The organism is Cylindrospermum stagnale PCC 7417 (assembly GCF_000317535.1).
Lineage (GTDB): Bacteria > Cyanobacteriota > Cyanobacteriia > Cyanobacteriales > Nostocaceae > Cylindrospermum > Cylindrospermum stagnale.
In genome coordinates this window covers 3,129,387-3,150,303 of the sequence record NC_019757.1, presented here as the reverse complement: position 1 = coordinate 3,150,303, position 20,917 = coordinate 3,129,387, and the positions used below count along the sequence as shown (strand labels likewise).

Sequence of the window (20,917 nt, the reverse complement as noted above, 5' to 3'; positions counted from 1 at the left end):
CTCTATCCTAAATTATTGTGTCATAGTTTTTTTATATACTATCAATCATTAGGAGGATGCCAACCGCTCATTACCCATCGTTTGCGAGCAACTATAATAACTGGATTATTCATACGTAACCTAGTTATTGTAGCGCGACCCACAGCAGTCATACCTTCTACCTTCGTACCGTCAACACTCCACACAAAATGCTCTGACCATTTCTGTTTACGAGGGTCAAAAAGTGATATTGCTTCACCACTTAAAGGATCTATAGACTCAGTTAAATTACTCTTAAATTCATTACAAGAACGACAAGCTAAACAAAGGTTTTCAAAATTTGTATCTCCACCCAGGGAAACTGGTTGAATGTGATCATATGTCATGGGGATGCCGCTATTAGCTTCGGATGTTAAGCAATAGCAACAACGCGATTTATCAGTATCTATAATTTGTTTTCTTAAACTTTCATTAATATATGTAGACACAAAATTTAAGGATTTGGTACACTATAGCCTCGCCAACGGAGTAAAACTGCTGCTTGGGCTTTACGTAACATAAACAGGTCAGTTTCATGCCTAAGTGATATTAAATTTAATCTTTCTGTTTCCGTTAAAGTACCACTAGAATTTCTTTCAAGTAGGATATTATATTGCTCCATATCTGTTGGTGTTTTATGACTACGGAAAACTTCCCAAAGAGTATTATTATCCACTTTGTCTAAAGCGGCAAGTTCCGTTTGAAATTCCTCTGGTACATCGTCCCATGCTGGTGGACTACCTACTTGTAAAGCATGAAGCATGACTTCCTCTAAAGGGCGCTGAGTAGCATGAGCAGTATTGACTAACCGTTGATAGATAATTTCAGGTATTTGCAGTGTAACAGTTTCACTGGGCATAATTACTCTTTGTAAGAATAGATTAGTTGTAAGGATATCTTTTCGATTGTTCTGAGAATTCTATATAGAACTTATATATGTCTTTTTTATCAATTGGTGAGGGATCTGTATTTGCTATCTTTCTAACAAAAATTTCTCCATTATATGCGATGGGTTGTTCTCCACGTATAATTTTCATGACAACAAAATCTTTATCATGGTATTTTGAAAAAAATACATTGCGCTGGATAAGTCTTTTTGTTTCTTCATCTATTGGTTCTTTATCTAATGTCTGTTGAAGTTTTTGCTGATAGGCATCAATATCTTTATGGTACTCCTCAGCTTCACTACCAATTCCAGTAATGTAGAAACTACTGTATTGTCTAGCAGCGATGCCATATTTTTCCTCATGTTTTTTAGCATCATCTTCCTTATCGGCAACTCCCAAAATTATATAATTCTCACCAGCATGTGAATTAGCCATAGCTGTAAGAGTTTTGACAATTTTAGAAACTAGTTTTTTATTAAAACTAGTATCTCCTTCAAGTGAATGAAGTCCGATTTTAAAATCGTAGCAAATATTTTCAGTGCTCGATTGATTTAAAATATTCTCAAGATTTTCAACCCAAGATACAAGCGTGGGATCTGCCCCTTCACGCGGTATAAACTGATTTTCTATAACTCCACAAACAGCATTAATCATCTGAATTCTATCTTCCAATTTCCATTTGCTATTTGATTCAAGTTTACCCATACATTGAGTTGCAACTCCTTTCATTAACTTGGCTAAATTATGGTAGTGCTGTATTTTTCTATTTTTATCTAATAAAAGCTTAAAAAAAGCAAGGAAGATAACTTGATAGGCGTTTTGAACTTGTGTGAATTTGTTATTATTGTAAATATGGTTGGCGAAACTGCCATCAAATTGATTAATTGTGTTACACAATTCGTCATAGACAAAGCAAAATTGCTTATATATTTTCTCAAAACCAACTTTTTCTAGAGCAGAAATGCATTTGATATAATCCTTCGTATTTTCTGAATAAACTCTATCCAAAAAAACTGATGTTGTCTGAGCATAATTTCTCAAAATAATATAAAGAAGAATATGAGATATAAGTTCTTCATCCCTTGATTCTAAAATATTACCAGTAGTTAAAATCCGGTTTTTAGCCCAAAAAGTATCTTCTATCTTTATCCCATAGTCTAAATCCTTGTTAGTCAGGCTAATTAATCGCATTTTATCTAACTCAACTATATCTTTATGGGCATCATCTTTCCGAATGTATTCTGCACACTTTCTTACAAGTTGAGAGAATTCAGATATTGAACCTGCTTGCCGTACTTCTTGCCTTGAAAGCCTTACTCCACCTGTATTTATGCGCCTAAATGTCTCATCAATATTTTTATTTGATGTATATGCATATGTAGATACAGGTAGCCTATAATTCAATATTTTCTTGCATTCTTCAAACTCTAGCTTTGGTTTTTTCTGTGTCAATTTACCTTCATTTAATAAACGATTGGTCTCTGCAACAACAGCTAAATCAAAAAACTTTTCTCGAATAGAAAAATTACCTTCTATAAAAGATGTTATTGCTTCTAATCTTTGCATACCGTCTAATATTTCAAAGCAGGTTCCTTTTATAGAGTCTTCAACACTAACCCCAAGAAACAGAGGTACTGGATACTGATTTAAAAGTGAATCAATAAAATTCTGTTTTTGAGTTAAAGTCCAAATAAGCTTCCTTTGGTATCGTCTATTGACAATGTATTTTCCTTCCTTATAGTCGCTATATACGCTTTGTACAGGTACGCCGTTAATACTGAGATTATTTTGCACAACAGATAGTTCCTTTGCATGTCATTATCTTCCAGTTTATCAGCCAAAACACGCAAAGCCAAAGCTTAAACCCTAGCCACAGCTTCTTGTCTTGTGTTTCCATAAGCCAACACACCAGGAAAATCAATCACCTCAGCAATAAACCGCCCATCCTCTTCTTGTTCAATCTCTATGGTTAACTGTATAACCTGTAAAGGTATTGTTATAAAAGCGCCGTCAGCATAAAACGAATTATTATGACTTCCATAGACTCCAACAAACATAAAAAAGCCAAAGCCTTAAAACCCACAAGCCGCCGTCCAGCCAAAGAACTCTGTAGCGAGTGCGGACTGTGCGATACATATTATATCCACTATGTCAAGGAAGCCTGCGCCTTTATAAATCAGCAAATCGGCGAACTAGAAACCCAAACCCACAACCGCCCCCGCAACCTCGAAGACGAAAATGAAGTATACTTTGGTGTTCATCAAGACATGATGGCGGCGCGGAAACAAGAACCCATCGAAGGCGCACAATGGACAGGTATTGTTAGCAGCATTGCCATTGAAATGCTAAATCGTGGCTTAGTTGAAGGTGTCGTCTGCGTGCAAAACACCAAAGAAGACCGCTTTCAACCCATGCCAATTATCGCCCGTACCCCCGAAGAAATACTAGCAGCACGAGTAAATAAACCCACCCTTTCCCCCAACCTTTCCGTATTAGAACAGATAGAAAAATCGGGAATGAAGCGGTTATTAGTCATTGGTGTCGGTTGCCAAATCCAAGCATTACGCGCTGTAGAAAAACAACTTGGTTTAGAAAAGCTGTATGTTTTAGGTACGCCCTGCGTAGATAACGTTACCCGCGCCGGACTGCAAAAATTCTTAGACACCACCAGCCGATCGCCTGACACAGTGGTAAGTTATGAGTTCATGCAAGACTTTCGGGTGCATTTCAAGCATGAAGACGGCTCAACCGAAACTGTACCCTTCTTCGGCTTGAAAACCAACCAACTCAAAGACGTTTTCGCCCCCTCCTGCATGAGTTGCTTTGATTACGTCAACTCCTTAGCAGATTTAGTTGTTGGCTACATGGGCGCACCCTTCCGCTGGCAATGGATTGTAGTTAGAAATGATACAGGCAAAGAAATGCTGGACTTGGTGCAAGACCAATTAGACACCCAGCCGGTGATGTCCCAAGGGAACCGCAAAGAAGCTGTACAGCAAAGTATTCCTGCTTATGATAAAGGTGTTACCTTGCCAATGTGGGCAGCAAAACTCATGGGTGTAGTGATTGAGAGAATCGGCCCTAAAGGTTTAGAATATGCGCGGTTTTCCATCGATTCCCACTTCACACGGAATTACTTGTATGTGAAGCGGAATCATCCAGAGAAATTAGAGGCGCACGTTCCGGAGTTTGCTAAACGGATCGTTGGGCAGTATAAGTTACCGGATTAAGATGTAACGCAGAGGAGGACACTTGCGTGAGCCTATCTTAAGCCGGGCCTATCGCCTCAATCGCCGCTTGAAGTGCGATCGCTACATGAGTCCAATGAGTCCCCCCCTGGCAATAAACCACATAAGGCTCACGTAAAGGCCCATCCGCTGACAATTCCAAAGTACTGCCTTCAATAAATGTCCCTCCAGCCATCACTACCTGGCTCTCGTACCCCGGCATATCATCGGGAATGGGGTCGAGGTAAGAACCAATAGGCGAATGCTGTTGAATCGCTTTACAGAAGGCTATCAGCTTTTTGGCTGAACCGAGTTTAATAGCTTGAATCACATCCCCACGAGGTGCAAGGGGTGCAGGATTCACAGGATAACCGAGTTTGTCAAATACGTATCCAGTCAGGTAAGTTCCCTTCATCGCCTCCCCAACCATCTGCGGTGCGAGAAATAAGCCTTGAAATAGCAGGCGATTTTGGTCAAAAGTTGCACCACCATAACTACCAATTCCCGGAGCAGTCAAGCGACAGGCTGCGGCTTCCACTAAGTCAGCACGTCCAGCAACATAACCACCAGCGCTAACAATCGTCCCACCAGGATTTTTAATCAATGAACCCGCCATTAAATCAGCACCAACATTTGTCGGTTCCTGGGTTTCAATAAATTCGCCGTAGCAGTTGTCTACAAAGCAAACGGTGTTAGGGTTTTGCTGTTTGACTAAATGGACAATCTTTTCGATATCGGCAATTGATAAGCTGGGACGCCAAGAATAGCCACAAGAGCGTTGAATTAATACTAAACGAGTGTTATCAGCAATACTGTTGCTTAAACCTTGCCAATCTATGGTTCCTTCAGGAGTTAGCTCCAATTGTCGGTAATTTATGCCAAACTCGATTAAGGAGCCTTGTCCTTGACCCCGTAAACCAATCACTTCTTCGAGCGTATCGTAGGGAGAACCAACTACTGCTAACATTTCATCTCCAGGACGGAGTACACCAAATAAAGCACAAGCGATCGCATGCGTTCCTGAAACAAACTGCACTCGCACCGCCGCAGCTTCGGCACCCATCACCTCAGCAAAAACTTTATCTAAAGTTTCTCGCCCTAAATCATCGTGACCATAACCACTTACACCAGCAAAATGGTGTGTACCTACACGGTGATTACGAAAAGCATCTAGCACTCGTTTAAGATTATGCTTAACCTGTGTGTCAATTACAGAAAAAATTTCTAACAGTGCCTGTTCTGCTTGCTGCATCTGTTCCAAGCTGTTCATCAGTTCCCCTTTCAAAAAAAAATTTAGATATGCGGATTTTAGGATCGCGCACCCTTAGGCTGAACAATTCCTATTCAGGTTAATGCATGACAATTGCTACCTCAACAAAACCTCAACTTAACTGGGTTAACACCCTATTTTTCGCTGCACTACACATTGGAGCTTTGTTTGCCCTTCTTCCTAGTAACTTTAGCTGGAATGCAGTTGGTGTAGCTTTATTGCTTTACTGGATCACCGGCGGTTTAGGAATCACCCTAGGATTTCACCGTCTTGTCACCCATCGCAGTTTTCAAACGCCCAAGTGGCTAGAGTATCTCTTGGTTCTCTTCGGGACACTTTCCTGTCAAGGCGGGCCAATCGAGTGGGTGGGTATACATCGCCTTCATCACTTACATTCAGATACTGGTAGTGACCCCCATGATTCCAATAAAGGCTTCTGGTGGAGCCATATGGGTTGGCTGGTCTATCACTCACCCGCTCAAGCAGATGTTCCTCGTTTTACCAAAGATATTTCCGAAGACCCAGTCTATCAGTTTTTACAAAAATATTTCATTCTCATCCAAGTAGCTTTGGGTATTGGACTATTGCTCTTGGGTGGCTGGTCTTTCGTTGTTTGGGGAATTTTTGCCCGCATCGTCTGGGTTTACCACTGCACCTGGTTAGTGAACAGCGCTACCCACAAATTTGGCTATCGCACCCATGATTCAGGTGATCATTCAACAAACTGCTGGTGGGTAGCCGTACTCGTTTTTGGCGAAGGCTGGCACAATAACCACCATGCCTTTCAATACTCAGCTCGTCATGGGCTGGAATGGTGGGAAATCGATTTAACTTGGATGACAATTCAAGTACTGCAATTACTAGGTCTAGCTACGAATGTCAAGCTAGCAGAGAGAAAGCAGTAACTCCAAAGTTAATATTTATATAGTCAATAGTCATATAGTCAATAAATCATTGACTGTGGGCTATTGACTCTTTGCTTGTGAATCTTGCTGACTTTTCAAGTCATGTAGTAGACCAGCCCACGAAAAACCTAACTCCCTAACCTCCTTCCCGACGCTCTAATCGAAAAAATTCAAAGTCTCTCTCCTTGTAGGAGAGAGATTTAGAGAGAGGTCTTCCAGATACCCTTGATTAATTTTCTCCAGTAACTAAAATATCTATGCGCCAATTCGGAAACGGGTCGCAAAAAATAAATCAAAAAATAAATATTTACACATGTGCTGTGGTAGCTTAGAAAGTTGATATAATCCGAAACATTAATGTTACAAAACTTTGCGACAAGCCACTTTCCTGAGTGACTTGGTGAAACATTTTGCCGTTTTTCAGGTATTCATGACTACTACATCAATTAAAAACGAAACATTTGGTAGAGACGAGATTAATCGTACCTCTACAGACCTTGGTAATTCCGACCTGAGGCTAAAAGATATTATCAAAAGCCTACCAAAGGAATGTTTTCAGCAGAATAAACGCAAAGCCTGGACAAGAGCGCTAGCTAGCGTCTTCATGGTTGCCTTATCCTACTTTTTCTTGGCAATTGCCCCTTGGTATCTCTTACCCCTAGCTTGGATTTTTACAGGGACTGCTTTAACAGGTTTTTTTGTAATTGGTCATGATTGCGGTCATCGTTCATTTGCCAAACGTCGCTGGGTAAATGATTTGGTAGGACACCTGTTCATGATGCCCTTGATTTACCCCTTCCACAGTTGGCGGATTAAACATAACTATCACCATAAACACACTAACAAGCTGGATGAGGATAACGCTTGGCACCCCATTAGACCAGAAGTTTTTTCTCTTTGGGATAAAACTAGGCAGTTTGCCTATGAGGGATTCATCAGTAACCGCCTCTGGTGGGTTGGTTCAGTTGGACATTGGGCAGTTGTGCATTTTGATTGGCGGAATTTCAAAACCAAAGACCAATCGAGTATCAAGCTTTCTGTGGCTGTGGTTGCTCTGTTTGCAGCAGTTGTTTTCCCCACTCTCATTGCGACAACTGGTATCTGGGGATTTGTCAAATTTTGGGTTATACCCTGGCTGGGATACCATTTTTGGATGAGTACCTTTACCATAGTTCACCATACTGCTGCCGATGTTCCTTTTAAAGTAGCTGACAAATGGAACGAAGCTTTAGCACAACTATCTGGTACAATTCATTGCGATTACCCTGCTTGGGTAGAATTTCTTTGCCACGATATCAATGTCCACGTCCCTCACCACATCTCTACTGCCATTCCTTCTTATAATTTGCGGTTAGCTTACAACAGCATCAAAGAAAATTGGGGAGATTATTTGCATGATGAATGTCAGTTCTCTTGGTCTTTAATGAAAGAAATTACAGACCAGTGTCAACTGTATACAACTGATGTTGGCTATAAGTCTTTCAAAGAATATTACGCAGAGCAATAAAAAAGCATGAAGCATGAAGTATGAATATATGTCACCATTATTTATCCTTCAGCTTTCATCCTTTTTCCAGAATATCTGGCAATTCTCTATATTAATTAAATTGCTAGATATCTATGTACAGTTTAGGGAAATTCTCAGAAATAACCAAAGCTGTGCATCATTTCAAGTGTGACTACCTTGCTATATCGAACAAAAAGAATCTAGTGCAATCAAATACAATCAATCTGAACCAGCCTGATAGCTTTGAATCATCTGAGAATACAGGTAAACTACCCTTTACCCTTCAGGATTTAAAAGCTGCAATCCCCGCTGAATGTTTTCAGCCCAATGTGGCAAAATCACTATATTACTGCTTTCGTGACATCCTGATTGTCGGGTTGCTGTATGCAGTTGCTAATTATCTGGATTCTTGGTATTTCTGGCCGGTTTTCTGGCTAATGCAAGGCACAATGTTTTGGGCTTTGTTTGTAGTTGGTCACGACTGCGGACACCAATCTTTTTCTAAGCATAAATGGCTCAATGATTTAGTTGGACATCTTACCCACACACCCATCCTCGTTCCTTATCACGGTTGGCGTATTAGCCACAGAACCCACCACAAAAATACTGGCAGTTTAGAGAACGATGAAAGCTGGTATCCTATCTCTGAATCAGAATACAACGAGATGCCCTTTTTGCAAAAAGTAGGGCGATTTTATGCTTTCTTATTCGCTTATCCGGTGTATTTGTTTCAGCGTTCTCCGGGTAAACAAGGCTCCCACTTTTCACCCAGTAGCCCGCTGTTCAAACCATCTGAAAAATGGGATGTTCTCACCAGTACTGCACTTTTGATTTGCATGGTAGGTTTGTTGGGTTTCCTCACCTATCAATGGGGTTTCTTATGGTTTATCAAAAACTATGCTGTACCCTACATTGTGTTTATCATTTGGCTAGACTTGGTGACGTTTTTGCACCACACTGAGCCTGGAATTGCCTGGTATCGTGGCGAAGAATGGTCTTTTTTGAAAGGTGCTATTTCTAGCATTGACCGAGATTACGGTTTGGTCAATCACATTCATCACGATATCGGTACTCACGTTGCTCACCACATTTTCCTCAATATCCCTCACTACAATTTGCTGAAAGCAACTGAGGCGATTAAACCGATTATGGGTGACTACTTCCATAAATCTGAAGAACCAATTTGGAAGTCTTTATGGCGTTCTGCTATCAACTGTCATTTTGTTCCAGATACAGGTAGTAAGGTTTATTACACCTCGAATAATCAGATTGTGAAGTAATCGGTAGATTATTGAGATAAAGCAAGTCCGCAAGATGCGGGCTTTTTTTTCGACTACATCATCAAATACAATCAAAACGTCTGAATCAGGATTTTTAGGATTTCAGGATTAACAGGATTATCTTATCTTGTTCCCAGTCTCTGGCTGGGAATGCCTTCTTGGAGGTTCTACCTCCTGTATTATAGAGGCATAGGCTCTAGATATGGGTTTCCAGATAGAGCATGGGAACGAGGGATTTCTGAATTATGACTGTCTGTGTTTGAGTGATTTTAGATGTAGGTTGTTAGAGGATGTTTAGAATGTTTAAAAATTTGCTGAAAGACCTCTCTCCAAACCTCTCTCCGAAGCGGAGAGAGGCTTTGAATTAAGCATTCCCAGCTAATAAAGGAAAATATGACTCAAGACAGAAGTGTTGAATGTTAAGAAAATTCCGATAAGAATAGCCCAAAATATGTTAGATTTTGGGCAAAGGATTAAAATATTTCGATTAACGATGATTATAAATTCATTTCCCAAGATTGTCAAAAATATCCTGGGAGGGCTACCAAAAAATGATTATCCTGTTTTGAACAGCCGTCTTTTTGTCGAGTGTTGGTTAGCTTATGCCCTGGATAATAGCTTAACGAGTATGAGGGATTTATTTAAACGATTAAACAATACAGGATTTGATGTAGATATTTCCACGTTTTCCAAAGCTAACACTCATCGAAGTCAAGAAGTATTCCAGAAGATTTATCATCAATTAAATCAATTAGTCCAGAATAAAGTCCAGAAGAAGTTACACAATAAATATGCAATATGTCCAATTGATTCAACAATTATTACATTGACAAGTAAGCTGTTATGGATTCTGGATTATCATCAAGTTAAACTGTTTAGTTCCCTAAATCTTGCTACAGGAAGTCCAGAAGATAATTTCATCAACTTTGGTCATAATCATGATTATAAATTTGGCTCAAAGATGATGTCTAATTTGCCAGCAGATGCTGTTGGAGTAATGGATAGGGGCTTTGCAGGTTTAAATTTTATTCAAGAACTAGTTCAAGAAAATAAATACTTTGTGTTACGGATTAAAAATAATTGGAAGTTAGAATTTGAATCAGAAAATGGACTGGTAAAAATTGGCTCATCAACAGATGCACAAGCTTATAGAGTGATTAATTTTTGTGATTTAGAAACGAGAACTGAATTTCGCTTAGTCACTAATTTACCAACTAATGGAGATGCAGCAGTTAGAGATGATGATATTAGAGATATTTATCGCTTAAGGTGGGGAGTTGAATTGTTATGGAAATTTTTAAAGATGCACCTAAAACTTGATAAATTAATTACCAAAAATGTTAATGGTATTACCATACAAATCTATGCAAGTCTCATTGCTTATCTGATTTTACAACTTGTATCTGTTCCTAAACAATGGGGTGAAAAAATATTAGATAAATTCCGCTATTTACAAGCCTGTATGTGTCAACAAATTAGTTATGTACATTGGATGGAAGATATTATGAAATGTTGACAATTAACCCTTGATAGGACAATTACATCTTAGTATGTAAAGTTTTATTGCTGCATTCAACGTTTCTGGACTCAAGAAAATAATTCAATCAATAGCCATATCGAAGCATATTTAGATTATTACTGTGGTTTGTCTGCACCTGGATTTGCAGTTTTACTAAAAGGTGAGTGGGGTTCTGGAAAAACATGGTTTATCAAACGATTTATCAATAAGTACCGGCGCGAAAATCTAAAAGATAAAAAACAGAAATTCTTGTATGTCAGCCTTTACGGAGTAACTAGCTTCTTGGAGATTGAGGACACCTTTTTTCAGCAATTAAACCCTGTACTGTCATCAAAGGAAATGGCAATAACAGGAAAGATTCTCAAAGGATTACTAAAAGGCACTCTGAAAATAGATTTGAATGGTGACAGCAAAGATGATGGAGCATTAAATATTCAAATTCCAGACATCAACCTTCCTGATTATCTTAAAAATACTGATAAAAGTATTTTGATTTTTGATGATTTAGAACGTTGTCAAATGGATATCGGTAATATATTGGGGTATATTAACTACTTTGTGGAGCAGCAAGACTTAAAAGTAGTTATTGTTGCCAATGAAAATGAACTACTAAAACAAGATAAATACAATACTATTAAAGAGAAGTTAATCGGTAAAACTTTTGGCGTTGCTCCTGATTTTGATGGTTCATTAGAAAATTTTATTTGTAGTGTAAATAATTTAAAGGTTAGAACATTTTTAACTGATAATGGTCAATTAATGCAAGAAGTATACAAAACGGCAGAATGTGAAAACTTAAGAATTTTAAAGCAAATCGTTTTAGACTTTGAGAGAATTTTTGAGAAATTACCAGAAAAGGGAAGAAGTAAACCAGATTTTCTTAAAGACATTTTAAAACTACTTATGGCTTTCTCCATCGAAATTAGACGCGGAAAAATGCTTCCAAAAGATATTAGCAAATTGAGAGAAGAATATATATTACTAATAAGTAAGCAGCAGAGTTCCCGTCAAGCAACCAGTTCAAGCATAAAGAAGAATAGCGCAGAGGAAGCTCCACTTCAGATAATGCTTGGTAAGTATACAGTACTGAATCTAAACCTACATGAGCCATTTCCAAGCAAAGTGTGGTGGGAAATATTTTTTGATAAAGGTATCTTAGATACGCAAGAACTAGATCAATCACTATTAACTAGTAAATATTTTCAGGATGAACACACCCCTAATTGGGTTAGATTGTGGCACTTTTACAGGCTTACTGATAATGATTTTGATGATTTACTCAAGAAGGTTGAATTACAATATGTTAATAGAGAATTTACTGTTTTGGGGGAAATCAAGCATATCACTGGACTTTTATTAAAGTTTTCTGATGTTGGACTATATTGTAAAACTAAAGAAGAGATTATACAGGACTCAAAGCTTTATATTGATCACCTCAAAGATAATAATCAACTAGATATTGTATCTCCATTGTATTCTTTAGTTGAAGATAACTATGGTGGGCTTATCTTTCAAGGTAGAGAAATTAACGAGTTTACAGACTTTTGTTCTTACATCGATCAAGTTCGAGAGTCAGCAAGAGATGTAAATCTGCCCAGTGCTGGTAAAGATTTACTGGTTATTATGCAGAGCGATATATGGAAGTTTAACAGAATGGTTTGCCAAAATAACTCGCATAATGGGGATTCATTGAAGCAGAGATACTATGACGTTCCTATATTCAAACACATATTACCAGAAGAATTCATAGAGAAATTTTTACCTATGGATTATAAAGATAGAGACTCGATTCTTTCGATATTAAAACAACGATATGAGTTAGTTCATATTCATGAGAAATTGCTTGAAGAATTAGATTGGCTTAAATCTGTTCGGAGTCTTTTGTTAGAGAAAGCTGAATGCAAAAAAGGTAAGGTTAGCGGATATTGGTTAAAATTCCTGACTGAACATTATTTGAATGAAGTAATCCAAAAGCTAGAAGCAAAAAGCTCATAGGGAAAATGAGCAGTCATACAGAAAGTTACGCTTTCTAAAACCGCCCATTTCCTTGGACAATGTGCTTAACAGTCGTCAAACTTTCCAAACTGATAAATCCGCGACGATGGCCTTTTTGATTTGACATACCTAAAAATGCCGAATCTCCCCGCGAGGGGTTGCGGTAAAAACGGGGGGATGCGTTGATGTAGGTGGAGGCGGTGTTGACTCCTAGGGCAAATTGGCGGCTTTCTTGGTAGGAGTCGGTGACAATGCTGTCGGCATGACCGCTACTATAATGATTAATCCAGGCGATCGCACTTTCTAAGCTATCCACCAATTTAAAAGCCACTGTCTTGGTTAAATACGGGTTTCCCCATTCACCTTCTTTCGCTAGCTGCAACTGAGGAAAAGCTTCTACTAATTCCTCATCCCCTTTGATTTCAAAGCCTTTTTCCTTCAAGCTGTTCCACAGCACTGATAAGGAAGATGGCAATGATTGACGATGAATGAGAACTTTTTCGATGGCATTTACCGGATCTGGTTCGCTCTGGTGGCTATCGAGAATCATCCAGCGCACCATTTCCAAGCTACCATTTAGCGACCAGTAGAGGTAACAGTTGCCCATAGCTGACTTTAACACAGGACTTGTTGACTGGCGTACAACTTGCTGGATTAAGCTAGAACGTCCATAGGGAATCACTAAATTCACGTACTGATCTTGGGTGACTAAATCCCGAATCGAAGCACCATGTTCTGCTGTGATTAATTCTACACAGCCTTCTGGTAGTCCAACTTCACTGATAGCAGTTTGCAGCACTTCTGCGATCGCCGCATTCGAGTGACTAGCTTCTGTACTACCTTTAAGAATCAGGCTATTACCAGTCTTAATACAAAAACCAGCGGCGATCGCGCCTAAATCGGGGAACGCCTCATAAATAAACCCAATCACCCCCAAAGGCATTAACTGGGAATAACTCTGGGAATCTTCCTGTTGATAGTCAGCGTTCCTCACACGTCGCAGTGGATCTGATAATTCCCCCAACCTCCGGAGAATCTCTACTGTGGCTTCTAGCCTGGAGGGAGTAAGCTTCAGCCAATCTAAAATCAACTCAGGCACAGCCATCTCCCGACTGGCTTCTAGATCCAAGGTGTTGGCTTCTAGAATGTCGTCAAATGAATGCTCAAGCGCCTGTGCCATTGCTAATACAGCACGACTCCGATCTGCTCCCTTTGTGATCCCCAACTTCAGGGAAGCTTGATAAGCGCGTTTAGCACTGTTTATTGGTTCGGGGTAATCATCCAAAACTTCAACGGTCATTGAGTTAACGTCTGTAGGTAAGCCAGAGCATTAGTGTCGGCAGGATAGTTAATACCACCGCCACCATTGCCCAAGCAATAAGGTTAGAATTATTTGCCAATCGCAGCGCTAATGGTAGCCATATAATCACTAACACGAAAATAATCCCTAGCGCTATGGGCAGATAGTTTTCTCCCAATCGAGGCTGGACAATACGCCAACTCTTACCCGTCCAACGCCAAGCTCGCTTGTAGAGATAGGTGGTAGAAAGTTGCTCTAGGACATAACCATTATCTTCGACAACAAATATTTGCTGACAGCGATTGCAACCAAATGCTTCTGTCAGCGTAATCGGAACTAACTGCCCCTGGCGACGGCAAGGACAGGTGTAATCCGTATTTAAGTCTATTTTTTCGGGTTTTTGAGATTGCACAAGCGATCTAATAACTTGAGCGTGTTTTACTAAACTGCGAAAACACCATTCCCCAATGTCTTGGGTGTTGGTTTCGAGATTATCAACTTTTGATCTGAAGTACCCTTGGGAAAAACCTGCTCAAATTTACTCATCAGGATAGGTGAGTTCATTCGTCAAGGTATCTAGCATTACAGGGTTAAACGGCAAACCCTTTATTCCCTAGTCAAAGACATCGGGAATTACTTTTCTCCTAATCAAAAATGATCTAGTTGCGTTTTGTGGGCATTTATTGTGTCGGCATATCTGGTACAATTTATAGTCTACGTGGCAACAAAGAAAGAAAACAACTCATTTGAGAAAGCTACGCCTACAAGCAGGAAACCCAGGAGTAACAGTTACTATGGTTCAAAACTGACCCCCGAATTTTCTGGAAGTTGGGGTTGGATTTTTCCAGTAATTCAGATTCTGTCGGGATTTATCCCTTCGTTATCCTTGACGGTCATCTGGTAAATATCTGCTATGTAAACTATTGACAACCGTAGACATCCTGACTTTACTAGACATTTCATCCGGTGAAGTAGGACATCAGCCCGTTAGCATGACTCTAACCCCTATTTTGGCTAATTTCACTGCCAAAAGAAGTATTGCACCCGACAATCTTACTACTTCCGCCATCACCTTTAGTTTAGTGTAGTACACCGCACCAAAAAAATCTAGGCTACACTTACCAATTTTGTGAGTCGCTTAGTTTAGACCTACCATAGGTTGAAACTGATTTTTAGATTCTTTTAAAAGCGGGTAACGCGATTCGAACGCGCGACATTCACCTTGGCAAGGTGACGCTCTACCACTGAGCTATACCCGCAATCTCTACTAAATATTATCTTCTCAGATTAATCCCCCGTTGTCAACCCCTAATTTTAATTTTGAGTGCTGAATTTTGAATTTGTTGACTCAGCACTCAGCACCCGCCTTAGCCCAATTCTTCTGACTCTGGGGCAAAGTTACCCACTAAAGAAGCTGGTAAGGGCTGGGCATTACGAACATAAGGTTCTGCCAGATTAGAGCGCAATTGCCGCATTAGGCTAGCCATTTCTAGGGCATTCATCGCGTACTCCCAGCCATGATTGCTTTTAATGCCTGCCCGTTCTAAGGCTTGCTGCATGGTGTCTACTGTCAAAATCCCAAAAATCACGGGTACACCTGTTTGAAAGCCAGCAGCAGCAATGCCCTTGGCTACTTCTGAAGATACGTAATCAAAATGGGGTGTTTGCCCTTTGATCACTGCGCCTAGGCAGATTACGGCATCGTAGCGTTGAGAGAGTGCCAGTTGGCGGGCGACGATGGGCACTTCAAAGCTTCCAGGTACCCAAACATAGTCTACCTGCTTGCCGTGGGGATTGGTATCGATGCCGTGACGTTTCAAGCAATCTTGACACCCCTCTAGCAGCTTAACGGTAACTAGGTCATTGAATCGACCAATTACTAGGGCAAACCGCAAAGGTTCTGTTTGAGTCTGGGTAAAAGTTCCCTCAAAAACTGCCATAACTGCCTTTTAACTCACTATTAAGTTCTCGGTCAATATACATTTCTGCTCTCAATGCAGAGGAGCAGGAAAGCACACTCAGGAAAAAAGAACAAAGAAAAAGGAAAAAATCTCTCCTTTTCTCTTGTGATCCTTTTGCCTTGGCTTTTCTGCTCCTCTAGTCTTTATATTATGTGCCTGTACCTGGGCAAAGCCGTCGTCTATACGACAAAAAAGTTTAATACTCCGACTAAAAGCACCAAAGCAATCCAAACTCCAGAACCTACCCAGAGCAGTTTTTTAGATTCAACCCAATTTTGGGGAGTGGCGTAGGCCACTGGAACACCAACGACTAGAACAAAAGATATCAGAACTAGAGATATTAAAGAGATTTGAAATACTACGGTCATTTTTGCTTCTCCCAAGATAGCGAAATAGTAACATTTGTTACGCGAAACTCAGCCAAAATTGACTATTCAACTAACCGGGGTTAGAGGTTTCGCTTCTCGCTTCGTCCAAGGGAGTTGGTTCCTTGTTGTCCACGAGCGTAAATTCGGATGTAACCCACCCTATTTTTTTTGAAAGCTTCTTCCCAACACTACCGCATTGCGGACAGGGTGGGTGTCTCAGTGACCCCTGTGAACTCACTGGGTATCTGCTGATAAATTAATATTTTAACCGAATCGGGTGGTAATTCCTCTCTCAAGAGAGCATTTGGACTGTGGAAAATTGCGTCAATATAGTTTTATGGTCAGTTCTTATCTGTCTGTTGTTTCCCAGAAACCAATCCAAGATTCACAATGTAGGAACTGACTATTGACGAATATGGATCTAATTCTTTGCCACACAACTGCTGATTTTGATGCTTTAGGGGCGGCGGTGGGGTTAACACGCTTGCTACCAGGAAGCAAGATTGTGCTTACAGGTGGATCTCACCCGCCTGTCAGAGATTTTTTGGCATTACATCGAGACGAATATCCGCTGATTGAAAGGCGATCGGTCAATCCCGAAAAAATTCGTTCTCTGACTGTGGTGGATACGCAACAGCGCGATCGCTTGGGTAAAGCTGCTGAATGGTTAGATTTACCGCAGATCAAGGAAATCATAGTTTATGACCATCACCTAGGACAAGCACTGAATATTCCCGCTACGCAATTGTATGTTTCTCCTGTGGGAGCTACCACCACTTTAATAGTGGAACAGTTGCAACAACGGCAAATTTCTCTCACTTCTGCCGAAGCGACTGTCATGGCCTTGGGTATTCATGTTGACACTGGCTCGTTGACCTTTGAGCAAGCTACACCAAGGGATGCTCTAGCTTTGGCTTGGTTGATGCAACAAGGGGCCAGCTTGTCGGTAATTTCTACTTATCGTGATCCCGGTTTGTCTCCCCAATTGCAGCAGCTATTAACTGAAGCGTTGGAAAATTTAGAATATCTCTGTTTACGGGGATATACGATCGCCTGGATAACTCTCAAAACTGAGGGTTTTGTCCCAGGTTTATCTAGTCTAGCCTCGGAACTTGTTGAGTTAACCGAAATTGACGCCATACTGTTGGCGAATGAATATCCTCTGGGGGAAGATGACTCGCGACTAACGGTAATTGGGCGATCGCAAATTCATGGTACAAATCTTAACCTCTTATTTCAACTCTTCGGTGGTGGTGGTCATTCTCAAGCCGCATCGCTAAACCTCCGCACCACAGACTCACAAGCAGTCTTAAACCAAATCCTGGAAGGATTAAAAGCCCAAATTCCTCATCCCCCCATCGCTAGAGATTTAATGTCCTCCCCAGTCCGCACCATTCGCCCCGAAACCACAATTGCGGAAGCACAGCGAATTTTGTTGCGCTATGGACACTCTGGTTTATCTGTAGTCAATACCCAAGGACAATTAGTTGGGATTATTTCCCGGCGGGATTTAGATATCGCCTTACACCACGGTTTTAGTCATGCACCAGTCAAAGGCTACATGACAACGAACCTCAAGACAATTACACCAGATACCACACTCCCTCAAATTGAGGCGCTGATGGTAACTTATGATATCGGGCGCTTACCAGTATTGGAGAATGGGCAATTAGTGGGAATTGTCACCCGTACTGATGTCTTGCGGGAATTACATCAAGGAAAAATTCAAAACTCTACATTCAAAATTCAAAATTATTCCCAAGACTCAGAACTCAACACTGAATTGCAAAATCGCCTTGCACCCCAATTATGGCAATTACTCACCACAGCATCTCAAGAAGCAGAAAAACGCGGTTGGCATCTTTATCTTGTTGGCGGTGCAGTACGGGACTCGCTATTAGCTGAAGCAGCACCAGGCACCTTAATGATTAAAGATATTGACTTGGTAGTTGATGGTTTTCACTCTTCAGCAAATGTTGGCGCGGGTGTAGAACTAGCAAAAGCACTCCAACAACTTTACCCCAACGCCCGGTTAGAAATTCATGGCGCTTTTCAAACTGCTGCTTTACTGTGGCACAAAGACCCAGAATTTGATTCATTATGGGTAGATATTGCCACTTCTAGAACAGAATTCTATCCTTACCCAGCAGCAAATCCCGAAGTTGAAGCGAGTTCCATTCGGCAAGACTTGTATCGCCGAGATTTTACCATCAACGCAATGGCACTGCGGCTGACGAACCCTCGTGCTGGTGAATTACTCGATTTTTTTGGCGGGTTACTAGATTTAAAATCCAAGCAAATTCGGACTTTACACGCCAACAGTTTTATTGAAGATCCTACCCGCATTTATCGCGGTGTCCGTTTTGCTGTGCGCTTCGGGTTTGAAATGGAATCGCGAACAGAAGAATATATTCGTTATGCCATCAACAGTGGCGTTTACGATCGCACTTCTCAAGAAAATACCAAAACCCCCGCCCTGCAAACTCGCCTAAAAACAGAATTAAAACACATTCTCGAAGCCCCCTATTGGAAATCCGCTTTGCAGTTACTCGATAACTTGGGAGCATTGCAGTGCATCCATCCTACCCTGAAGTTAGATCGGCAACTCCTGCACCAATTACGTTTGTTAGAGCGCTGTTTACGGCGATTTGACTCGCAACAAACCTTAATTCATTGGCAAATGCGTCTAGAAGCGTTAATTGCCCATCTAGCACCCAAATATCGGGCAAAAGTCGCAAAAAATCTGCAATTGCAAGACGATAGCATTGCCAGATTGAAAAATTTATCCCAAACCCAAACCGAGGTAATAACATCATTACCAACTTTTCAGAGTCCCAGTCAAATAGTGAAATTGTTGGGACAGTACGATTTACCTACCCTAATTTTAATCGCTTTACAAAGTCCGCGAGAAATTAAGAGGCAGATTTGGCAACATTTCACCATTTTGGCAAATGTACAACCGCTGTTAAATGGCAATGATTTGAAGCAACTGGGTTATAAACCTAGCCCTCTATATAAACAAATGTTGGATGAGTTATTAGCTGCGACGTTGGATGGAGTGATTAAAAATAGGATAGAGGCTGAGGAATTTTTACTAAGGCATTATCCCCGATGATTTACATTTGCAAAATGAGGCTTTTATGCAAATACAAACACCAAAAAAATATTACACCCCAGAGGAATATTTACAACTAGAGGAGATGGCAGAATTCAAGAACGAATATAGAGATGGAGAAATTATTCCCATAACTGGCGGTACAACTAATCACAACGAAATATTCTTGAATTTTTGTACCAACTTTAAATCTACAATGAGGGGTAAAAACTACAAGATTTACATAGGAGATGTCAAATTATGGATACCCCGTTATCGCATCTATACTTATCCAGATATTATGGTAATTCAAGGAGAGCCGATATATGAAGGTGCTGGTACTACTAAAGTAACGAATCCCTTAATGATTGTAGAAGTTTTATCCAGCTCAACCAAAAATTATGACAGAACAGACAAGTTTAGGTTTTATCGTTCTATCCCAGAATTAAAAGAGTATATTATGATTGACCAATATGAATATTTTATTGAGCAGTTTACAAAAAATTCAGAAGGTCAATGGGTATTAACTGAGTATGAATCAGCAGAAGATATTTTATTCCTTGAACAAATAGATTTTCAAATTTCCTTTAGTGAACTTTATGCAGGAGTTAATTTTGACATAGGGGAAGAATGATGACTTTTTGATAATTTATAAAAACAGGCAATTGCCTACAATTCTTCTAAATTTTATCTGGGTCGATATTTAACTCCCGCAGTTTTGCCGCCAACCTTTCTGCTCTTTTTTCTGCCTGTTGTGCCCTGAGAGTTTCTTGCTGTGCCTTGAGAGTTTCTTGTTGTGCTTTTAGAGTTTCTTGTTCTGCCGTTTCTTCAGGTGTCGGCACTATTTGCCCAACTGGTGTAAAAAACCGCAATAGTCCCTGATAAACCCCCAGATATAACCCTAGCTGTTTACTCCACAAATGTCCTTGCTCATTTGCTTCCAGAGGTTGATACTCTCCATCTAATAAATGAAAGCCAGCAAATTCTAATGTATAGGGGTCAAACCAAAAATAATCAGGTGTCCGAAATGTATTTTGATAAAGTTCTTTTTTGAATTCTTTATCAGTATTAGCTGTGGTTGGTGAAAGAATTTCTAAAATTACGTTGGGATATTTGCCATCTTCTTCCCAAACTACCCAACTTTTACGGGTTTTGCGATCAGTTCCCAAAACCACAAAAAAATCTGGACCTCGGAAATATTCTGATTTGCGTTGATGCGGACTGTAGTAGATGGTTAGATTTCCAGCAGCATAAAAATCATTTCTATCGCGCCAAAACCATTCTAGACATTTGAAAAGTAAGATTATTTGCCGTAGATGTAGTTCGGTTTCCACAGGAGGTTCGTCACTATATAAATCACTTGGGGGAAATATCACATCTTGGCAGATGCCTGCTTGAGAATCTAATTCTTGAGCAACAGTCATAGAAAGGATAAGGCATCAAGTAGTTATTGATTTATTTTATCACTGCTGTAGTTGGGCGATAGGATTTTACTCCCACTCAATAGACATCTCCGAGAATTAAATGTGCGTGACTTGAAACCCTTGTAGAGACGTTCCATGGAACGTCTCTACAATCTTTGAGAG

At 40.2% G+C, this 20,917-nt stretch carries 18 protein-coding genes and 1 tRNA gene; 8 read left to right on the top strand and 11 right to left on the bottom strand.

Features of this window, described 5'->3' with window-relative positions; translation table 11 throughout:
• Positions 1-41: 41 nt before the first annotated feature.
• The 4 genes from CYLST_RS12730 to CYLST_RS34475 form a co-directional block, all read right to left on the bottom strand.
• Positions 42-467, bottom strand: a complete 426-nt coding sequence (locus CYLST_RS12730; RefSeq protein ID WP_015208135.1) for an HNH endonuclease — start codon at positions 465-467, stop codon at positions 42-44.
• A 5-nt stretch (positions 468-472) separates the two neighbouring features.
• On the bottom strand, positions 473-877 hold the full coding sequence (locus CYLST_RS12725; RefSeq protein ID WP_015208134.1) for a hypothetical protein: 405 nt from the start codon (positions 875-877) through the stop codon (positions 473-475).
• Positions 878-899: 22 nt separating this feature from the next.
• Positions 900-2,699 (bottom strand): GmrSD restriction endonuclease domain-containing protein, encoded by a 1,800-nt coding sequence (locus CYLST_RS12720; protein WP_015208133.1) that lies wholly within the window; start codon positions 2,697-2,699, stop codon positions 900-902.
• Positions 2,700-2,764: 65 nt separating this feature from the next.
• Positions 2,765-2,962 carry a type II toxin-antitoxin system HicB family antitoxin gene (locus CYLST_RS34475; protein WP_157162577.1) on the bottom strand — a complete coding sequence of 66 codons (198 nt, stop codon included), beginning with the start codon at positions 2,960-2,962 and terminating at the stop codon, positions 2,765-2,767.
• Between CYLST_RS34475 and CYLST_RS12715 the strand changes: the two genes are divergently transcribed.
• A complete protein-coding gene (locus CYLST_RS12715; protein ID WP_015208132.1) occupies positions 2,936-4,135 on the top strand; it encodes a Coenzyme F420 hydrogenase/dehydrogenase, beta subunit C-terminal domain in 1,200 nt (399 codons plus the stop codon). The two genes, CYLST_RS34475 and CYLST_RS12715, sit on opposite strands and share 27 nt — an antisense overlap.
• Before the next feature lie 37 nt (positions 4,136-4,172).
• Here CYLST_RS12715 and CYLST_RS12710 read toward each other — a convergent pair whose 3' ends face one another.
• Entirely contained in the window at positions 4,173-5,402 is a 1,230-nt protein-coding gene (locus tag CYLST_RS12710) for a methionine gamma-lyase family protein (RefSeq protein WP_015208131.1), read from the bottom strand.
• A gap of 86 nt (positions 5,403-5,488) precedes the next feature.
• Here CYLST_RS12710 and CYLST_RS12705 point away from each other — a divergent pair, with 86 nt between their 5' ends.
• The 5 genes from CYLST_RS12705 (at position 5,489) to CYLST_RS12685 (ending at position 12,608) form a co-directional block, all read left to right on the top strand.
• Positions 5,489-6,307, top strand: coding sequence for an acyl-CoA desaturase (locus CYLST_RS12705; RefSeq protein WP_015208130.1), 819 nt, complete (start codon positions 5,489-5,491; stop codon positions 6,305-6,307).
• A 430-nt stretch (positions 6,308-6,737) separates the two neighbouring features.
• On the top strand, positions 6,738-7,814 hold the full coding sequence (locus CYLST_RS12700; RefSeq protein WP_015208129.1) for a fatty acid desaturase: 1,077 nt from the start codon (positions 6,738-6,740) through the stop codon (positions 7,812-7,814).
• 203 nt (positions 7,815-8,017) lie between these two features.
• Positions 8,018-9,094 carry a fatty acid desaturase gene (locus tag CYLST_RS12695; RefSeq protein WP_041233618.1) on the top strand — a complete coding sequence of 359 codons (1,077 nt, stop codon included), beginning with the start codon at positions 8,018-8,020 and terminating at the stop codon, positions 9,092-9,094.
• Between the two features lie 493 nt (positions 9,095-9,587).
• Positions 9,588-10,610 (top strand): IS4 family transposase, encoded by a 1,023-nt coding sequence (locus tag CYLST_RS12690; protein ID WP_085960564.1) that lies wholly within the window; start codon positions 9,588-9,590, stop codon positions 10,608-10,610.
• Positions 10,611-10,664: 54 nt separating this feature from the next.
• Positions 10,665-12,608, top strand: coding sequence for a P-loop NTPase fold protein (locus CYLST_RS12685; RefSeq protein ID WP_041233089.1), 1,944 nt, complete (start codon positions 10,665-10,667; stop codon positions 12,606-12,608).
• Positions 12,609-12,642: 34 nt separating this feature from the next.
• On the opposite strand, the gene CYLST_RS12680 is transcribed toward CYLST_RS12685, so the two are convergent.
• The 5 genes from CYLST_RS12680 to psbZ form a co-directional block, all read right to left on the bottom strand.
• A complete protein-coding gene (locus CYLST_RS12680) occupies positions 12,643-13,908 on the bottom strand; it encodes a glutamate-5-semialdehyde dehydrogenase (protein WP_015208126.1) in 1,266 nt (421 codons plus the stop codon).
• 4 nt (positions 13,909-13,912) lie between these two features.
• Positions 13,913-14,320 carry a hypothetical protein gene (locus CYLST_RS12675; protein ID WP_015208125.1) on the bottom strand — a complete coding sequence of 136 codons (408 nt, stop codon included), beginning with the start codon at positions 14,318-14,320 and terminating at the stop codon, positions 13,913-13,915.
• A 775-nt stretch (positions 14,321-15,095) separates the two neighbouring features.
• A tRNA-Gly gene (locus CYLST_RS12670) sits at positions 15,096-15,167 on the bottom strand.
• Positions 15,168-15,275: 108 nt separating this feature from the next.
• Positions 15,276-15,848, bottom strand: coding sequence for a 6,7-dimethyl-8-ribityllumazine synthase (ribH, locus tag CYLST_RS12665; RefSeq protein ID WP_015208124.1), 573 nt, complete (start codon positions 15,846-15,848; stop codon positions 15,276-15,278).
• A 200-nt stretch (positions 15,849-16,048) separates the two neighbouring features.
• A complete protein-coding gene (gene psbZ, locus CYLST_RS12660; RefSeq protein ID WP_015208123.1) occupies positions 16,049-16,237 on the bottom strand; it encodes a photosystem II reaction center protein PsbZ in 189 nt (62 codons plus the stop codon).
• A 415-nt stretch (positions 16,238-16,652) separates the two neighbouring features.
• On the opposite strand from psbZ, the gene CYLST_RS12655 reads away from it, so the two are divergent.
• Complete coding sequence (locus tag CYLST_RS12655; protein WP_015208122.1) at positions 16,653-19,352, top strand: CBS domain-containing protein; 2,700 nt, start codon at positions 16,653-16,655, stop codon at positions 19,350-19,352.
• 25 nt (positions 19,353-19,377) lie between these two features.
• Complete coding sequence (locus CYLST_RS12650; protein ID WP_015208121.1) at positions 19,378-19,965, top strand: Uma2 family endonuclease; 588 nt, start codon at positions 19,378-19,380, stop codon at positions 19,963-19,965.
• A 46-nt stretch (positions 19,966-20,011) separates the two neighbouring features.
• On the opposite strand, the gene CYLST_RS12645 is transcribed toward CYLST_RS12650, so the two are convergent.
• Positions 20,012-20,755, bottom strand: a complete 744-nt coding sequence (locus CYLST_RS12645; protein ID WP_015208120.1) for a Uma2 family endonuclease — start codon at positions 20,753-20,755, stop codon at positions 20,012-20,014.
• Positions 20,756-20,917: the final 162 nt, after the last annotated feature.